The organism is Arthrobacter sp. SD76, from assembly GCF_049726125.1.
GTDB classification, from domain to species: Bacteria; Actinomycetota; Actinomycetes; order Actinomycetales; family Micrococcaceae; genus Arthrobacter; species Arthrobacter nitrophenolicus.
This window is the reverse complement of the sequence record NZ_JBNBLR010000001.1, coordinates 2936394-2950741: the sequence shown is the minus strand read 5'-3', so window position 1 is coordinate 2950741 and position 14348 is coordinate 2936394. Positions and strand designations below refer to the sequence as shown.

10 protein-coding genes and 4 pseudogenes are annotated in these 14348 nt (G+C 67.9%); 7 read left to right on the top strand and 7 right to left on the bottom strand.

The features are described 5' to 3' along the window. Nucleotides 1–33: 33 nt before the first annotated feature. A pseudogene (locus ACPEE0_RS14245) lies at nt 34–1439 on the bottom strand (PLP-dependent aminotransferase family protein). Between ACPEE0_RS14245 and ACPEE0_RS14240 the strand changes: the two are divergent. Together ACPEE0_RS14240 and ACPEE0_RS14235 are read left to right on the top strand one after the other, a co-directional pair. Beyond that, entirely contained in the window at nt 1438–2373 is a 936-nt protein-coding gene (locus tag ACPEE0_RS14240) for a DMT family transporter (RefSeq protein WP_424574685.1), read from the top strand. The pseudogene ACPEE0_RS14245 and the gene ACPEE0_RS14240 sit on opposite strands and share 2 nt — an antisense overlap. 28 nt (nt 2374–2401) lie before the next feature. Further along, nucleotides 2402–3022, top strand: coding sequence for an FMN-binding negative transcriptional regulator (locus tag ACPEE0_RS14235; protein ID WP_009372939.1), 621 nt, complete (start codon nt 2402–2404; stop codon nt 3020–3022). Between the two features lie 7 nt (nt 3023–3029). On the opposite strand, the gene rlmC is transcribed toward ACPEE0_RS14235, so the two are convergent. Beyond that, complete coding sequence (rlmC, locus tag ACPEE0_RS14230; protein WP_424574684.1) at nt 3030–4157, bottom strand: 23S rRNA (uracil(747)-C(5))-methyltransferase RlmC; 1128 nt, start codon at nt 4155–4157, stop codon at nt 3030–3032. Nucleotides 4158–4473: 316 nt separating this feature from the next. Between rlmC and ACPEE0_RS14225 the strand changes: the two are divergent. The 3 genes and pseudogenes from ACPEE0_RS14225 (at nt 4474) to ACPEE0_RS14215 (ending at nt 6824) form a co-directional block, all read left to right on the top strand. Further along, a pseudogene (locus ACPEE0_RS14225) lies at nt 4474–5909 on the top strand (amino acid permease). A 140-nt stretch (nt 5910–6049) separates the two neighbouring features. Next, nucleotides 6050–6190, top strand: a pseudogene (locus tag ACPEE0_RS14220) (IclR family transcriptional regulator); the annotation flags it as partial. A gap of 289 nt (nt 6191–6479) precedes the next feature. Further along, complete coding sequence (locus tag ACPEE0_RS14215) at nt 6480–6824, top strand: hypothetical protein (RefSeq protein WP_424575337.1); 345 nt, start codon at nt 6480–6482, stop codon at nt 6822–6824. A 13-nt stretch (nt 6825–6837) separates the two neighbouring features. On the opposite strand, the gene ACPEE0_RS14210 is transcribed toward ACPEE0_RS14215, so the two are convergent. The 3 genes from ACPEE0_RS14210 to ACPEE0_RS14200 are packed head-to-tail and all read right to left on the bottom strand — an operon-like array spanning nt 6838 to nt 8840. Beyond that, nucleotides 6838–7602: an IclR family transcriptional regulator gene (locus tag ACPEE0_RS14210; protein ID WP_424574683.1), complete on the bottom strand. Its 765-nt coding sequence runs from the start codon at nt 7600–7602 to the stop codon at nt 6838–6840. A gap of 39 nt (nt 7603–7641) precedes the next feature. Further along, entirely contained in the window at nt 7642–8394 is a 753-nt protein-coding gene (locus ACPEE0_RS14205; protein WP_424574682.1) for a cyclase family protein, read from the bottom strand. Beyond that, nucleotides 8391–8840 carry a hypothetical protein gene (locus tag ACPEE0_RS14200; RefSeq protein WP_424574681.1) on the bottom strand — a complete coding sequence of 150 codons (450 nt, stop codon included), beginning with the start codon at nt 8838–8840 and terminating at the stop codon, nt 8391–8393. The genes ACPEE0_RS14205 and ACPEE0_RS14200 overlap by 4 nt, the downstream gene beginning before the upstream one ends. 99 nt (nt 8841–8939) lie before the next feature. Here ACPEE0_RS14200 and mmuM point away from each other — a divergent pair. Then, nucleotides 8940–9894, top strand: a pseudogene (mmuM, locus tag ACPEE0_RS14195) (homocysteine S-methyltransferase). A gap of 56 nt (nt 9895–9950) precedes the next feature. On the opposite strand, the gene ACPEE0_RS14190 reads toward mmuM, so the two are convergent. Then, nucleotides 9951–10445, bottom strand: coding sequence for a hypothetical protein (locus ACPEE0_RS14190; protein WP_424574680.1), 495 nt, complete (start codon nt 10443–10445; stop codon nt 9951–9953). A 280-nt stretch (nt 10446–10725) separates the two neighbouring features. On the opposite strand from ACPEE0_RS14190, the gene ACPEE0_RS14185 reads away from it, so the two are divergent. Continuing rightward, nucleotides 10726–13653 carry a BTAD domain-containing putative transcriptional regulator gene (locus ACPEE0_RS14185; protein ID WP_424574679.1) on the top strand — a complete coding sequence of 976 codons (2928 nt, stop codon included), beginning with the start codon at nt 10726–10728 and terminating at the stop codon, nt 13651–13653. A gap of 10 nt (nt 13654–13663) precedes the next feature. Here ACPEE0_RS14185 and ACPEE0_RS14180 read toward each other — a convergent pair whose 3' ends face one another. Continuing rightward, nucleotides 13664–14215, bottom strand: a complete 552-nt coding sequence (locus ACPEE0_RS14180; RefSeq protein WP_009372948.1) for a dihydrofolate reductase family protein — start codon at nt 14213–14215, stop codon at nt 13664–13666. Between the last annotated feature and the right edge of the window lie 133 nt (nt 14216–14348).

Genomic DNA, 14348 nt, shown 5'->3' with positions numbered 1-14348 from the left:
ATCTGCCCAAAAACTCAGTGAAAGGGGACGGGGTCAGCCCTGCCTTGCCAGGGCCTCGCCAATGAGTCGGGCGCCCTCCGGATAAGCGCCCGGGTTGGGCCCGGCGAAGTTCAGCCGGACAAACGCCCCGGGGGTTCCGCGGGGAACCACTCGGTGCCGGCGGCGATGATCACGCCGTTGTCCTCGCAGTCGCGGGTCAGCCGGGGCAGGTCCGTTCCGTCCGGCATACGCAGCCACAGGTTCAGCCCGCCCTTGGGCAGGAGCTCGACGTGGGCCTGCGGAACGTGCTCGCGGATGCTGGTCACGAGGAGGTCCCGCCGCGACTGCAGCTGCTGGCGCAGGCTCCGCAGATGCGTCTGCCAGCCCGGCTGCGTCACCACATCCAGCGCCGCGGCCTGCAGCAGTCCGCTCACGTACATTGACTCCGCCGCCCGGTGGGCCAGGATGCGCTCGCGGGCGGGACCGCGGGCCACCACCGCCGCGACGCGGATGGCCGTGGAAACACTCTTCGTCAGCGACCGGATGTAGACCACGTGCCCCGCATCATCCCTTGTGGCCAGCGGCACCGGATCCGAGGTGATGCCGAAGTCGTGCGCCCAGTCGTCCTCGACCACAAATGCACCGTGCGCGCGGACCACCTCCAGCACCTCCTCCCCGCGCCCCGGCGCCCACTGTGCACCGGTGGGGTTGGCGTAGTTGGGCTGCGCATAGAACACCCGCGCCCCGGTCTCCGCAAACGCCCGGGCCAGTTCCGCCGGATCCGGTCCCTCCGGTCCGCTCGGCACCGGAACCACCCGCACCCCGGTCTGGGCCGCGGCAAGGATCGCTCCCCAGTACGTGGGCGATTCCATCAGCAGCGGCTGGCCGGCGCCCACCAGCGCCCGGAAAATCGAGCTGAGCCCGCTCTGGCTTCCCGGCAGCACGATCACATCGCTCGGCGTCGGAGGAGTGAACCCGGCAGGAGTAGCGGAACCCAGTTCATGGGCGAACCATTGCTGCAGTTCCGGCATCCCGGCTGCCGGCGGGCGGGACAATGCGGCGGTGCCGCGCGCGGCCCGGGCCAGCGCGCCCCGGACCAGCCGCTCGGGCAGGAGTTCCCGGTCCGGGTATCCGGCGTGGAACGAGATGGCGCTGTTCGGTACATCCCGCATGGTGCTGGAGGAGGGCAGGACCGACGACGGCGACCGCAGCGCCGCCGTCTGCCAGCCGTAGTCGGAGGGCCGGGCCGTCCGGACAGCACGCACGAAGGTCCCCACGCCCGGCCGGCTCTCGATCAGCCCCTGCGCCGTCAGCGCCTGCAGCGCCTTCTGCACCGTCACCGGGCTGGCCTGGTACTCGGCCACCAGTTGCCGGGTGGAGGGCAGCCGGGCACCCGGGGCAGCACCGGAAATCCAGTCTCGGAGTGCCAGGACGATCCGCGAACTGCTATCGTTGTTCATGAAAGACAATAGTAGCGCTACTGTCCAAGTCCGCCCACCGGTACCGCCCGGTGCCCAGCCGCAGACCGGCCTCTGGTGGGGACTCCTGGGCGTGGCGGCATTTTCCTTCACGGTTCCCTTCACCCGCGTGGCCGTTGAGGGCCTGGATCCGCTGTTCATCGGCTCCGGCCGCGCCGTCATCGCCGCCGGTCTGGCAGGCGCGGCCCTGGCACTAACCCGGCAGCGGCTTCCCCGGCCGCGGACCTGGGCCAGGCTCGCGCTGGTGGCCGGGGGCGTCGTCGTCGGCTTCCCCCTCCTCACCTCCTACGCCCTGACGGCAGTACCCGCCGGGCACGGTGCAGTGGTGATCGCGCTTCTGCCCGCCGCCACGGCCACGGCAGCCGTGCTGCGGACGGGCGAGCGGCCGCCCCTGGCGTTCTGGCTGGTCACCGGCCTCGGCTCGCTGGCGGCACTCGGCTTCGCTTTCCTGCAGGCCGGCGGCATCGGGCACCTGCACTGGGCCGACCTCCTGCTGCTGGGCGCCGTGGCCTGCGCCGCCGTCGGCTATGCAGAAGGCGGCCTCCGGGCACGGGAAGTGGGCTCCTGGCAGACCATTGCCTGGGCCCTGGTCCTTGCCGCCCCGCTGATGCTGGCCCTCGCCGCCGTGTCCGCCGCGGCCCAGCCGCCGCAGGCCACACCCGTCCAGTGGGCCGCCTTCGGCTACCTGGCCGTGGTGAGCATGTTCCTCGGATTCTTCGCCTGGTACCGCGGGCTGGCCGTCGGACCCATCGCCCAGGTCAGCCAGGTCCAGCTCCTCCAGCCCGTCATGAGCATCTGCTGGGCCGCACTCCTGCTCGGCGAGGCCCTCACCTGGAGCACTGCCCTCGGCGGCCTTGCCGTGATCGCATGCGCCGGCGCGGCCGTGCGCGTGCGGCTCAACAGCCCCGCTTCCTGATAACCCCCAAACCCGAAAGGACCAACCCATGTACATTCCCGCCCACTTCGCCGCCGGCCCCGACGCCGTCCTGCACCTTCTGGCCCGCCCGGCGGCGGCCAACCTGGTCACCATGACGGAGCACGGCCTGCAGGCCACACTGTTGCCGTTCGTCTATGTACCATCGGTAGGGGAGCACGGCGCACTGCACGCCCACGTCGCGCGCAACAACCCGCAGTTCTCCAGCCTGCCAAATGGTGAGGCACTCGCCATCCTCCAGGGGCCCGACGCCTACATCTCGCCGTCCTGGTACCCCTCCAAGGCTGAGCATGGGCGCGTGGTGCCCACCTGGAACTACTCCACCGCCCATGTCTACGGCCGGCTGGTCATCCATGACGACGCCGGGTGGCTGGCACGGCACGTCCGGAGCCTGACGGATCTGCACGAGGAAGGCAGGGGCAAGCCATGGAGCGTGGACGATGCACCGGAACGGTTCATCGCCGGGCAGCTGCGCGCCATCGTGGGGGTCGAGCTGCTGATCACCCGCATCGAGGCCAAGGAAAAGCTGAGCCAGAACCGCTCCGCAGCCGACGCCGCGGGAGTCGTCACGGGCCTGCGGGCGGCCGGGCAGGAAGCCAGCGCCGCCGCCGTCGAACGGGTGCGCGGCTGACGGAAGGTCAGCCGGCGCGCTCGAGCAGGACCATCACCTCGTAGTGCATGGTCTGCGGGAACATGTCCAGGACCCGGGCACGCCGGGCCGTGAACGAGGGGAGCGCGGCCAGGTCGCGGGCCAGTGACTGGGCGTTGCAGCTGGAGTAGACAACATGCTGCACGTCCGAGGACTCCAGCCAGCCGCAGAGCTCCTTGCCGATGCCGCGCCGGGGCGGGTTGACGATGACCAGCTCCGGCGAACGGTCCGCCCCGAGAGCAAAGGCCGTGGCGTCGCCGGCCTGGAACCCCACCCGTTCCAGGCCGGCCTCGCTGCTGCTGAGCTTGGCCGAGACGATGGCTTCACGGCTCGTTTCGATCCCGGTAACGTCCCGCCCGGGTCCGGCGCAGTGCAGGGCGAAGCCGCCCACGCCGCAGTACAGGTCCCAGACCGACGCCGGACCCAGCTCGTCCACCCACTCGCGGCCCTGCCGGTACAGCGCAGCGGCCATGGGGGTGTTCGTCTGGAAGAAGCTTTGCGGCCGCAGGTGCAGGTCCAGGCCGTTGACCCGCATCCGCAGCGTGGACTGCTCCGTCAGCAGGATCTCCCGGTCTCCCTCCAGCACCGCTTTGTGTTCAGGGTGCAGGTTGACCGAGACCACCTTCACCTGCGGCAGCGCGGCCAGGAGCGAGGGGAGGTGTTTCCGGATCCGCGGCAGCAGCTGCTCGGAGCGCAGGACCAGGCGCAGCATCACCTCGCCGTCGGGGGACTCGGTGATGATGATGTGCTTGAGCTCGCCGCGGCGCTGCGGAACGTCATAGGGGGTCAGCCGCGCCTGGCTGATGAATCCGGCCAACACCGGAAAGCAGGCCAGCAGTCCGGGCGAGCAGACGCCGCACTCGCGGAGGTCCACGCCCTGGCCGTCGGCATCAAGGATCCCGATGGTCGGGTTTTGCGCCGTCCCGCCGACCACCATTTTGGCTTTGTTGCGGAAGCCGGACTCCTGGCTCCCGACGGGCAGCAGCCACTCCAGTTCCATGTGCGGTGCGAGCAGCGTCTCGCAGTGCCTCTGCTTGCCGGCGAGCTGCTCCGCATAGGGCACGCCCATCTGGGTGCAGGAGCGGCAGGCGGCGGCGTCGAAGTAGGAACAATCCATGACCGGACGAATTTTACCCGCCCGCGGAAAGGGCGACGGCGGCACCCGACTGAATGCCGCCGTCGTACGCCGTCCCGGGGCACTTTGAGGCCGGAAAGTGCTGGGTCTGCCCTGCCGACGGCGTGTCCGTGCCAATGTGCCCCGGTTCCGCAGCCCCCACACGGCAGCGCGTAATAGCGTGCAATATAAGCATGCAGCCATGTATTTAGTGACTGTTTCTTCGGTGGTCGTGCTAGTTTCGGCACTGCCGCCGTTCACTTCTTCGGTGACCACTGCCGCAGGCGCGCGGTGCCCCACATCCCTACTGGAGACGCCCATGGAACCCTCTTCACCGCTGACCCTGGCCTCGCCGCCGGTTACATCCCCAGTAGAGTCGGGGCTCCGCCGCTCCATGGGACCTCGGCACCTGGTGATGATCGCCATGGGCGGCGTGATTGGCTCGGGACTGTTCCTGAGCTCCGGCTACACCATCTCGCAGGCAGGCCCGCTCGGCGCCGTCATCGCCTACCTCATCGGCGCCTTCGTGGTGTACCTGGTGATGGCCTGCCTCGGTGAACTCGCCATCGCCTACCCGGTGTCCGGCGCGTTCCACATCTACGCCGCCCGCTCCATCGGACCCGCCACGGGATTCGCCACCGCCTGGCTGTACTGGCTCTGCTGGGCCGTGGCCATCGGCTCCGAATTCACTGCCTCCGGCCTGCTGATGCAGCGCTGGTTCCCGGACGTGGAGGTCTGGGTCTGGTGCCTGGTGTTCGCCGCCGTCCTGTTTGGCTTCAATGCCGTGTCCTCGAAGTTCTTTGGCGAGGCCGAGTTCTGGTTCGCCATCGTTAAGGTGGCCGCAATCATCGGCCTCATTGTCCTGGGCGGCGCGGCCCTGTTCGGCTTCCATCCGCTGAGTGCGGGCGGCAGCCACCCCCACCTGTTCGAGAACTTCAGCACCGAAGCCGGCCTCTTCCCGAACGGCTTCACCGGCGTCCTGGTCACCGTGCTCGCCGTCTTCTACGCCTTTTCCGGTTCCGAACTCATCGGCGTCGCGGCGGGCGAAACGAAGGACCCGGCCACCAGCATCCCCAAGGCCATGCGCACCACGGTGATTCGGCTGCTCATCTTCTTCGTCGGCGCCATCACCGTCATTGCGGCCACCATCCCGTACACCGAGGTGGGACTGGACGAGAGCCCGTTCGTGACAGTGTTCTCGGCCGTCGGCATCCCGTTCGCGGCCGACATCATGAACTTCGTCATCATCACCGCACTCCTGTCCGCCGGCAACAGCGGCCTCTTCTCCTGCGCGCGCATGCTCTACTCCCTCGCCGATGAAGGCCACGCGCCCAGCGTCTTCAAGAAGTTGACGAGCCGCGGCATCCCGCTGGTGGCACTCGCCGTCAGCATGGTGGGCGGCCTCGCCTCCCTGGTCAGCAGCGTGGTCGCACCGGAGACGGTTTACCTGTTCTCGTCTCCGTGGCCGGCTTCGCCGTGGTGGGCGTGTGGATGTCCATCACCGCCTCGCACTTCTTCCACCGCCGGGCATTCGTCCGCAGCGGCGGCAACGTGGCGGACCTCGCGTACAGGGCGCCGCTGTTCCCGCTGGTGCCCATCCTGGCGTTCACCCTGTGCGTCGTTTCGCTGGTCGGCATCGCCCTCGACCCCACCCAGGTGGCCGCGCTCTACTTCGGCATCCCCTTCGTGGCCGCCTGCTACGCCTGGTTCTACTTCCGGCACGGACGCAAGGCTGCCGCCGGCATCCAAGGCTAGGCGCGGACGACGGCGGCCGCCCGGCGGGGTGCGTTCAGGCACCTGGCGCAGCGGGCGCCGTCGTTCCTTGTCCCGTTGTTTCCGGATCGGACGTGGCGCGGCCATGGAAGAATGGGGCGGGATTACCGGCCGGGAGGGGCATGAGCGTGGAATCGTCCGCCGAGGCGTCGTCGATGGCACAGGGACTGCGCCTTGTGCGGCTGGTGGCAGACCGGGAAATCCGCGGCCGGCAGCTGCTGGGTGTTTCGCAGCTCGCCGCCGAGCTGGGCATGGACCAGAGCCGGGTCTCGCGCCTGGCCCAGGAACTGTGCGACCTTGGCCTGCTGGAGCGGGCTGACCGCGGCCCGTTCCGGACCGGCCCCCGTTTCTTCACCCTCGCCGCGTCACTCAACACCGGCTGGGTCCGGCAGGCGAAGACCGAGCTCGAGGCGCTGGTGGCCGCCCTGGGCCTCCGGGCAAGGCTCTCCGTCCGGGACGGCTTCCGCGTGGTTCTGCTCCGTGCCTCCAGCAACGACGCCGTTCCCGGAAGCTTCGTGAAGCCGGGAATGGTGACGCCGGTGTGGTGCACTGGTGCCGGCCGGGCGCTGTTGTGGGATTTTCGACCGTCCCGGCCTGGACGCGCTGCTGGGCGGGGTGAATTTCGTCGGGATCGGCGGTCCGGGGGCTGCCCACACCACCGCCGAGGTCTGGGAGCTGATGGAACGGGACCGGGCAGCCGGGTATGTTGCGGCCGACCAGGAATTCGAGCACGAGGTGGTGGAGCTCGCCGTGCCCGTGCGGGCTGCCGGCGGCGGCATCACCGCATCGCTGAGTGTCCTCGGGAGCCGGGCGGAGCTGGGGTCCGGTGCTGCTACCGCCGCCTCGGCCCTGCGTGCCGCCGCCGAGCGGCTTGGGGCTTCTCCGGCCGTCGGCTGATTGGCTTGTGTAGCTAGGCCTGTTGCCGGTAGCCGAGCCGGGCCTCGAGCCACCGTCCCTGCGCCACCAACGCCGCGGCGCAGCTGTCCCGCTTGGGTTCCAGCCGGTCCTTGATGCCCACAATCTGCAGCGCCGCCACCACATCGCCCTTGAAGTCGCGGACCGGGACGGCCAGGGAGTAGAGTCCCGGCTCGGCCTCCTCATCAACGATCGAGTAGCCGCGTTCCCGCGCTGCCTCCCGCCGGGCAAGGAACTCTTCAATGCCGGTGGGAGTGTTCGGGCCGTGGCGGACAAAGTCGACGCCGGCAAACACCGTCCGTACCTCCGCCTCCGACGCTTCCCACAGGACGGCCTGCCCGGCGTCACTGCAGTAGGCGGGGTACGGGCGTCCCAGCCAGGATCCCACCAGGTTGCTGCTCGCGGGGACGCTCTCCCCGATGGTGACGGTGCTGTCGCCGTGCAGCACGCCCAGGAAGCAGGCCTCGTCGACAGCTGAGGCGAGGCTGTCCAGCGCTGTGCCGCCGTCGGCCTGCAGCCGGCGTTCGGTCAGGAGCTGGGCACCGGTGAAGAGCGACCAGTCAAGGGCGTAGGTGCGGGACGTGCGGGCGAGGAACCCCTCGTGCTCCGCGCTGCGCAGGTTGCGGGAGACCTGGCTGCGGTCCCTCCCCAGGTCCGCCGCGATGTCCGCAACGCTGCCGCCCGGAAGCCCTGCTGCATGCCGTGCCCCGACGGCCAGGACGGCCTGGATTCCGCGGCCCATGCTGGAGGTTTTCGACATGGATTTGAGTCTAGTGGAGGCGCCTTCCTGGCCCCCGGGTCAGCAGATGGCAAACACCCGCGCCGGGAACCCGCTGCCTTCCAAAGGCTTGGCCCAGGTTGCGACGACGGCGGCGCCGGCCTCCGGCAGTCCGTCCAGGTTGGCCAGCAGTTCGATCTGCCAGCGGTCCTGCTCCAGCACAAAGGTTTCCAGGCTGAAGTCCTGCCGGGAGGTGGCCAGGCCCGTGTCAGTGTCGGTCTGCTCGTGGCCGACAGCGGCAACCGACCGCTCGTTGAGCAGCAAGGCCAGCACTTCCCGTGACCAGCCGGGCGTGTGGCTCAGGCCGTCAGCGTCACGGTTGGCCATCGCGTCGACGTCCGGCCAGCGGCGGCTCCAGCCGGTGCGGAGGGCCACGAAGCTGCCCGCCGGGATGGTGCCGTTGCGGCTTTCCCAGTTGTGCACGTCCTGCAGAGTGGGGGTGGCATCCGGATCGTTTGCCACCCGATGGGAGATGTCCAGGACCACCAGGGGCAGGATCATTTCCTGCACCGGAATCCGGTCCAAGGTCCTGCCGCCCCGGATGAAGTGCGACGGCGGGTCCACGTGGGTGCCCCACTGGCCCACGATCGAATACCGGTGGGCGGTGAAGCCGTCCCCCTTTTCGAGGTCGAAGAGGGCTTCCCGCTCCTCATCCGGGAACGCCGCAAAGTGGGGCTGGCCGGGGTGGAAGGCGTGGGTCAGGTCAACGAACCGCCGTCCCGCGAGAACCTGCTGCAGTCCTTCCCACAGGGAGGTGGTGAGGGTGTCCGTCATGATGCTGAAGCTCCTTTGGTGATCGGTGCCAGTGCCGTGCTGGTTACGCTGAGGGGTCCTTCCAGTTCAATCACCGGAACTTCCCAAGGGTGGATGTCCACGATCTGCCGCATGAACCGTTCAACGGCTGCGTCCTCCAGGGAGGCAGCGAAGTAGGTGGTGAAGACGAAGGTGGGGGACAGGGTCTGCTCTCCGACGCGTCCCAGCGTTGGGTTGGCTCCCTCTGCGGTGGTGAACCCTTCGAAGCCAAGGCCGGATTCGAACACGTGCTTATAGTTGCCAAAATCGCCCAGTTCCTGGAACTGGGCCAAGGCCTGGAGCAGGGCTGCGATGTCCGGATCGTTCCGGAAGGCGTCCGCTTCCCCCTTGGCCAGCTGCGCAAACGTAGTGCCGCTGATGGGCCAGTGGACGCGCAGCTTGCGCACCGCATGCAGTTGAACGTCCAAGAACCAGTCCTCTTCCTTCCGCCGGGCTGGCGGATGCCTGCCATCGTGGCAGAAAGAAACAATCATTACAAGCATAAGAAAATGCGTATTATGACTACCATGCCTGTGAATGCGCTGTTGTCCACCCTGCTGGAATCCGGGGAGCTCCTTCCCGCCGACGGCGCCCTGGCGACAGAGCTTGAGGCCCGGGGCTGCAATCTTGATGACCCGTTGTGGTCTGCCAAAGTCCTGCTCGAACAACCCCACCTGATCAAGGACGTCCACCGCGACTACTTTGCGGCGGGAGCGAGGATCGCCACCACAGCCAGCTACCAGGCCACGCCGCAGGGGTTTGCCCCGCGGGGAATGAGTGAGCGGGAGGCGCTGGAGCTGGTGGCCCTGTCGGTCCGGCTTGCGGACGAGGCCCGCCGGGAGCACCTTGCCGCCCATCCGGAGGCCAAGCCGTTGCTGGTTGCCGGCTCGGTGGGACCCTACGGCGCCTACCTTGCGGACGGTTCCGAGTACCGGGGGACGACTCCTGGCTCCCGCAGAATTCCGCGACTTCCACCGTCCGCGGATCGCAGCCCTCGTCGGCGCCGGTGCCGACGTTCTCGCATGCGAGACGCTCCCGTCCTTCACCGAGGCTGAGGCGCTCCTGGCACTCAGCAAGGAGTTCGGCGTCGAGGCCTGGTTTTCCTTCTCGCTCCGGGACGGCGGGCACATCAGTGACGGCACTCCGCTGACGTCGGTGGCCACACTGCTCGACGGCGAGGCCACCGTGGCCGCCGTCGGCGTGAACTGTGTGCCGCTGGAGCTGGTCACCCCGGCGCTCGCCGCCCTGGGGGCGGCCACCAGCAAGCCGCTGGTGGCCTACCCCAATTCAGGCGAGACGTACGATCCCGTCACCAAGACCTGGAGCCCTGCCCCACCGTCCGACAGCGCAGGGCTTGGGCATCCGGCCAACCTTGCCGAGGGCAGCGCAACCTGGCAGGACTTCGGTGCCCGGATCATCGGCGGGTGCTGCCGGACAACCCCCGGCGACATCGCGGCCGTCGCCGAACGCCTGCGGGCGTAGCTCTGGCGGTACGCCCGCGGCATACTTACCAGGCAGCATGTTCCCATGCTTCACGGTTACCCAAGCAGGGCACACAAGTCCGTCACCCGGCCCGTGCCCGTGAACATACCCCCAACCTCCTCTTCGTTCTCATCCAAGACCCAGCTGACCGTCCCGATTGTGAGGAAGACGCCCACTGGATGGTCGTTTGCGTCCGGCACCGTGATGAAGTTGCGGCCGGTTGCAGTGAACATTTGATTTCCATTGCTGAGGGGCGTTGTATGCGTTAGCCCCGCCGTGCCTTCGAAGGTCACAGACTCTCCGGATTCACCGGTGACTGTGATGCTCACGCCAGGCCATATGGTCTTCGTGCGGCCACCCGGCAACTCGATGACTGCGTACTTCCCGGCCGCAGCGACGGTCAATTCGGAGTCCGGACAGGGTACGGCGAACGTGCCGGCGGGAATTTCTTCAAATGAACGTTCTGCAAGCGCAGGCTGGGCCGGCGCCACCAGTGCGCCAGTTGCAAGGGCTGACAACGCCAGGCTGCGGATAATGCTGGTGGTTTTCATCGGACGTCCTCTCGGAGATGGCTAATGGTGAGCCAAGGATTGCCCCCCTCACTTAACCGGCCCTTAATTGGGGGTCCCCTTTGTTGGTGCAAACCATTGGTCTCCTGATCCCGGGGGAGCATGATGAGGGTGATGCGGCTGGCTTCCGGGCCACACCGGATCACGGGCAGGCGCTCTGGGGTCGCTCGTCGATGAGTTCCGCGGAACCGGCTGGAAAGTCCGGGGCTGCGGCTGGTCGGTTGAGGAGTGCTGTGCGATGGTTGCGTTGCGGATACGGGCCTTGGGGCCCGTCGACGTCGTCATTGCCGGTGAACCGGTCCCCGTGCGCGCCGCGAAGCTGCGAATAGTCCTCGAATGCCTGGCGTTGCGGGCAAACTGCGTGGTCAGCTCCGATTTCCTGGCCGAGGCCCTTTGGGACGGCCATCCCCCCGCGCAGCCGGGCCCTCAGCTGCAGGTCTACATTGCCAACCTGCGACGCATCCTCGAACCCGACCGGCCCAAAGGAGGAGCACCACAGCGCATTGCCAGCCGCCCCGGCGGGTACTCCCTGTCCGTAACGGCAGACGAACTGGACATCCTGCAGTTCCGCGAACTCATCTCTGCAGGGGAACAGGCTGTCGAGGCGGGCGACCTGGTTGGCGGTGCGGAACGCCTCCGCGCGGCCGTGCAATTGTTCACCGGCCTGCCGTTCCCGGATCTTGCCGACGCGGAGCTGTTCCGGCCGGAGCTGGACCAGTTGGAGGAAGCACGGCTGGATGCCTACCAGGATCTCGCCGACGTCGAACTTGCCCTGGGCAGGCATGGAAGCCTGGTGCGGGAGCTGCAGCGGTTGGTGCAGGAGCATCCGTACCGGGAACGGCTGTGGGCAGCGCTGGTCGTTGCCCTGTACCGCTGCGACAGGCAGGCCGACGCGCTGGCCGCCTGCCGGGAAGCACGGCGGGCCTTCACAGCCGGCCTGGGCATCGACCCGGGCGCGAGACTGCGCGAGCTGGCGGCGCTGGTCCTCCGGCAGGATGCATCGCTGGACGCCCCCGCCAGCGAGGGGAACCCGCGGGCACGGCAGCGCCTGGACAACCTGCCCAACGAACTGACACCCCTGGTGGGCCGGGAAGCGGAATTGGGGGAGGTGTGTTCGCTCTACCGGAAGGAAGGCTGCCGGCTGGTGACTGTCACGGGGCCGGGCGGAACGGGTAAGACCCGGCTGGCTTTGGCCGCTGCCGCGCAGCTTCGCGAGCGGATGGCCGACGGCGTGGGCTGGGTCAACCTGGCACCGCTCACCCAGGTGGAACAAGTCCCGGGTGCCATCGCCGCCACCCTGGGCCTGGCGGACCGGGCAGGGGAGGACCCGCTCAAAGTGGCGTCCCGCTTTCTCCGGACCCGCCGGCTCCTGCTGGTACTCGATAACTTCGAGCACCTTGAGGAGGCCTGGCCGGTGGTGCTCGATATGCTCACGGCGGCCCCTGACCTCCGGATACTTGCCACCAGCCGCCGGCGTCTTGGACTCCGTGCCGAGTATGAGTATGAGCTCGCACCGCTGGCTTTGCCGCCGATCGACCCGCCGGCGCCTTTGCCGGAACTGCGTGAGGTCCCGGCCCTGAAACTCCTTGTCGCACGCGGGCGGGCAGTACGGCCCCATTTCGATATCGACCAGGACAACGCCGGTGTACTGATCCGGCTGTGCCATCGCCTCGACGGGCTGCCGCTGGCCATCGAACTTGCGGCAGCCCGGCTGCGGGACCGCAGCGAGGAAGACCTGTTCCACGACCTGGAATTCAACCTTGCAGAACTGCCCGAAGCGTTCCGTGACCTCCCCGACCGTCAAAGGACACTTACAGCCACCCTTGCCTGGAGCTACGAGCTGCTGGGTCCCCAGGAACGGCGCCTCTTTGACCAGCTCGGCGTCTTCGCGGCCGATCCGGCCGAAGTTGCCGTGGGCGGAGTATGCAGCGGGGTTGCGGATACGAACACTTCGATCGGGGTTCTTGCGCGCCACAGCCTGCTGCGCAGGTACAGGGATTCCATGGGAACGAGCCGCGTGTCCATGCTGCATTCGATCAGGGAGTTTGCCCGGAACCGGCTGGCACAGCTGGCGGACGAGCAGGCGCTCCGGTGCCGGCACGCAGACTTCTACCTCCGGCTTGCCCGGACGCTTGGGCCCCGGCTGTGGGGCCACGGAGAGCATAAGGCCTTTCGGCTGTTGACGGCCGATGCCGCAGAGCTGCGGTCCGCACTGCTGTGGGCTGCCGGACCGGGCGGATCGAAGGACGTTGCGCTGCAACTGGTGGGCGAGCTGTGGCACTACTGGGAGCTGACGGGTGATGTTACCGAGCAATACCGGATTGCCGTGGAGCTGGTGGAGGAAACTGAAGGGGTCCCGGCAGCCGTCCTGGCACCGGCGCTCAGCGGCGCGGCCACGCTGTGCTGGACGGTGGGCAGGAACGATCAGGCGACCCGGTTCCACTCCAGGGCTTATGATGCGTTCCGCGAAGCAGGCAACAGCAAGGGCGTCGCCTGGACGGTCATGTGCCTTGCCGTCCAGGAAGCACAGCGCAGCGAGATGGCAACCGCGGAGCGGCTCGCCATGGACGCCTTGTCGGCTCCAGGTGCCACTCTTCGTACGCAGGTGGCGGCCCTGGTGCTCCTGTCGCGGATCGCTTTCTACTCCGGTGACCATCCCCGGGCGCTGGAACTATCGCGCGAGTGTGCCGCCCTCGCACGGCCCATGGGGGACAGATGGCTCCTTGGCATAGCATTGACCAACTTCGCCGAAAGTCTGCAGCACACCGGAGACTTCGGTGCGGCCGAAACCCTGCTGACGGAAGCAATTGCGGGTGTGGTGGAGCTCGGGGCGCAGGGAAACCTGGTGGGCTACCTGGAATCCCTTGCCGGAGTCCACGTGGAAAATCAGCGGATCGAACCTGCCATCCGGCTGCTGTCCGCTGCCGACGCCTACCGTGCTGACCATGGGCTTCCGCTGGTAACCGACGAGCGGCGCCGCGTCGAGTCCATTATCGAAGCCGCACGGAACGGCGCCGGTCCCGTCAGGTTCGGCCTGGCATGGGCTGCAGGAAGGTCCTTGACGTTGACGCAGGCTGCGGACGAGGTGCTTCGCGGCAGGAGCAGGCGGGATGGCTCCCTGCCTGTCGATGGCCATGCGGATCCGGTGACCTACGCCGTCGACGATCTTCCTGACACGGCACCCTGGTAGCCCGGGCGCTCTATCCCTCCAGCCGGCCGTAGGTGCTCACCACGTTGCCCTTGCTGGTCCGCCTTTCGTCCTGCAGCACCAGCCGGGTTGTCGGGTCGCCGTCCTGGAAGAGCCGGCGGCCGCTCCCGGCGACCACCGGGTGGGTCATCAGTGTGAGCGAGTCCAGGAGCCCGGCGAACAGCAGTTGCCGGGTCACGGAGATGCTGCCGCAGACGGCGATCTCGCCGCCGTCGCGCTTCTTCAGCTGTGCCACGAATTCCTCCAGCGGTGCATCCATCAGGTGGGAGTTCTGCCAGCCGAGCGGTTCGGTGAGGGTCCGCGAGGCCACGTGCTTCTCCACGGGGTTGATGAAGGCGGCGAAGTCCTCGTCCACTGACGCGTTCGGCCAGTAGCCGGCCCACTCCTGGTAGCTCACCCGGCCCAGCACCACGGTGTCCACATTGTCCATCATCCTGGTGAGGCCTTCACCAAGCTCGTCATCGAAGCTGTCGAACTGGAATTTGTAGGGATCTGACACCACGCCATCCACGGAATGGAACAGGCCGGCAGTAACTATGCGCATATGGAAGCCTCCTAAAATCGGGCGGACAAATTCACCGTAACGGGGCTGCCGGCAGCGGGGAAGATCGAGCACAAAACAACCGACGGCGCGGCCGCCAGTTATGTTCATCACTCAGTACGGTGTCTTGCCGTGT

Coding starts and splice junctions, on each gene's coding strand:
- ACPEE0_RS14240 (WP_424574685.1), top strand. CDS start 1,438: ATGAAAGACAATAGTAGCGCTACTGTCCAAGTCCGCCCACCGGTACCG.
- ACPEE0_RS14235 (WP_009372939.1), top strand. CDS start 2,402: ATGTACATTCCCGCCCACTTCGCCGCCGGCCCCGACGCCGTCCTGCAC.
- rlmC (WP_424574684.1), bottom strand. CDS start 4,157: ATGGATTGTTCCTACTTCGACGCCGCCGCCTGCCGCTCCTGCACCCAG.
- ACPEE0_RS14210 (WP_424574683.1), bottom strand. CDS start 7,602: ATGTCGAAAACCTCCAGCATGGGCCGCGGAATCCAGGCCGTCCTGGCC.
- ACPEE0_RS14205 (WP_424574682.1), bottom strand. CDS start 8,394: ATGACGGACACCCTCACCACCTCCCTGTGGGAAGGACTGCAGCAGGTT.
- ACPEE0_RS14190 (WP_424574680.1), bottom strand. CDS start 10,445: ATGAAAACCACCAGCATTATCCGCAGCCTGGCGTTGTCAGCCCTTGCA.
- ACPEE0_RS14180 (WP_009372948.1), bottom strand. CDS start 14,215: ATGCGCATAGTTACTGCCGGCCTGTTCCATTCCGTGGATGGCGTGGTG.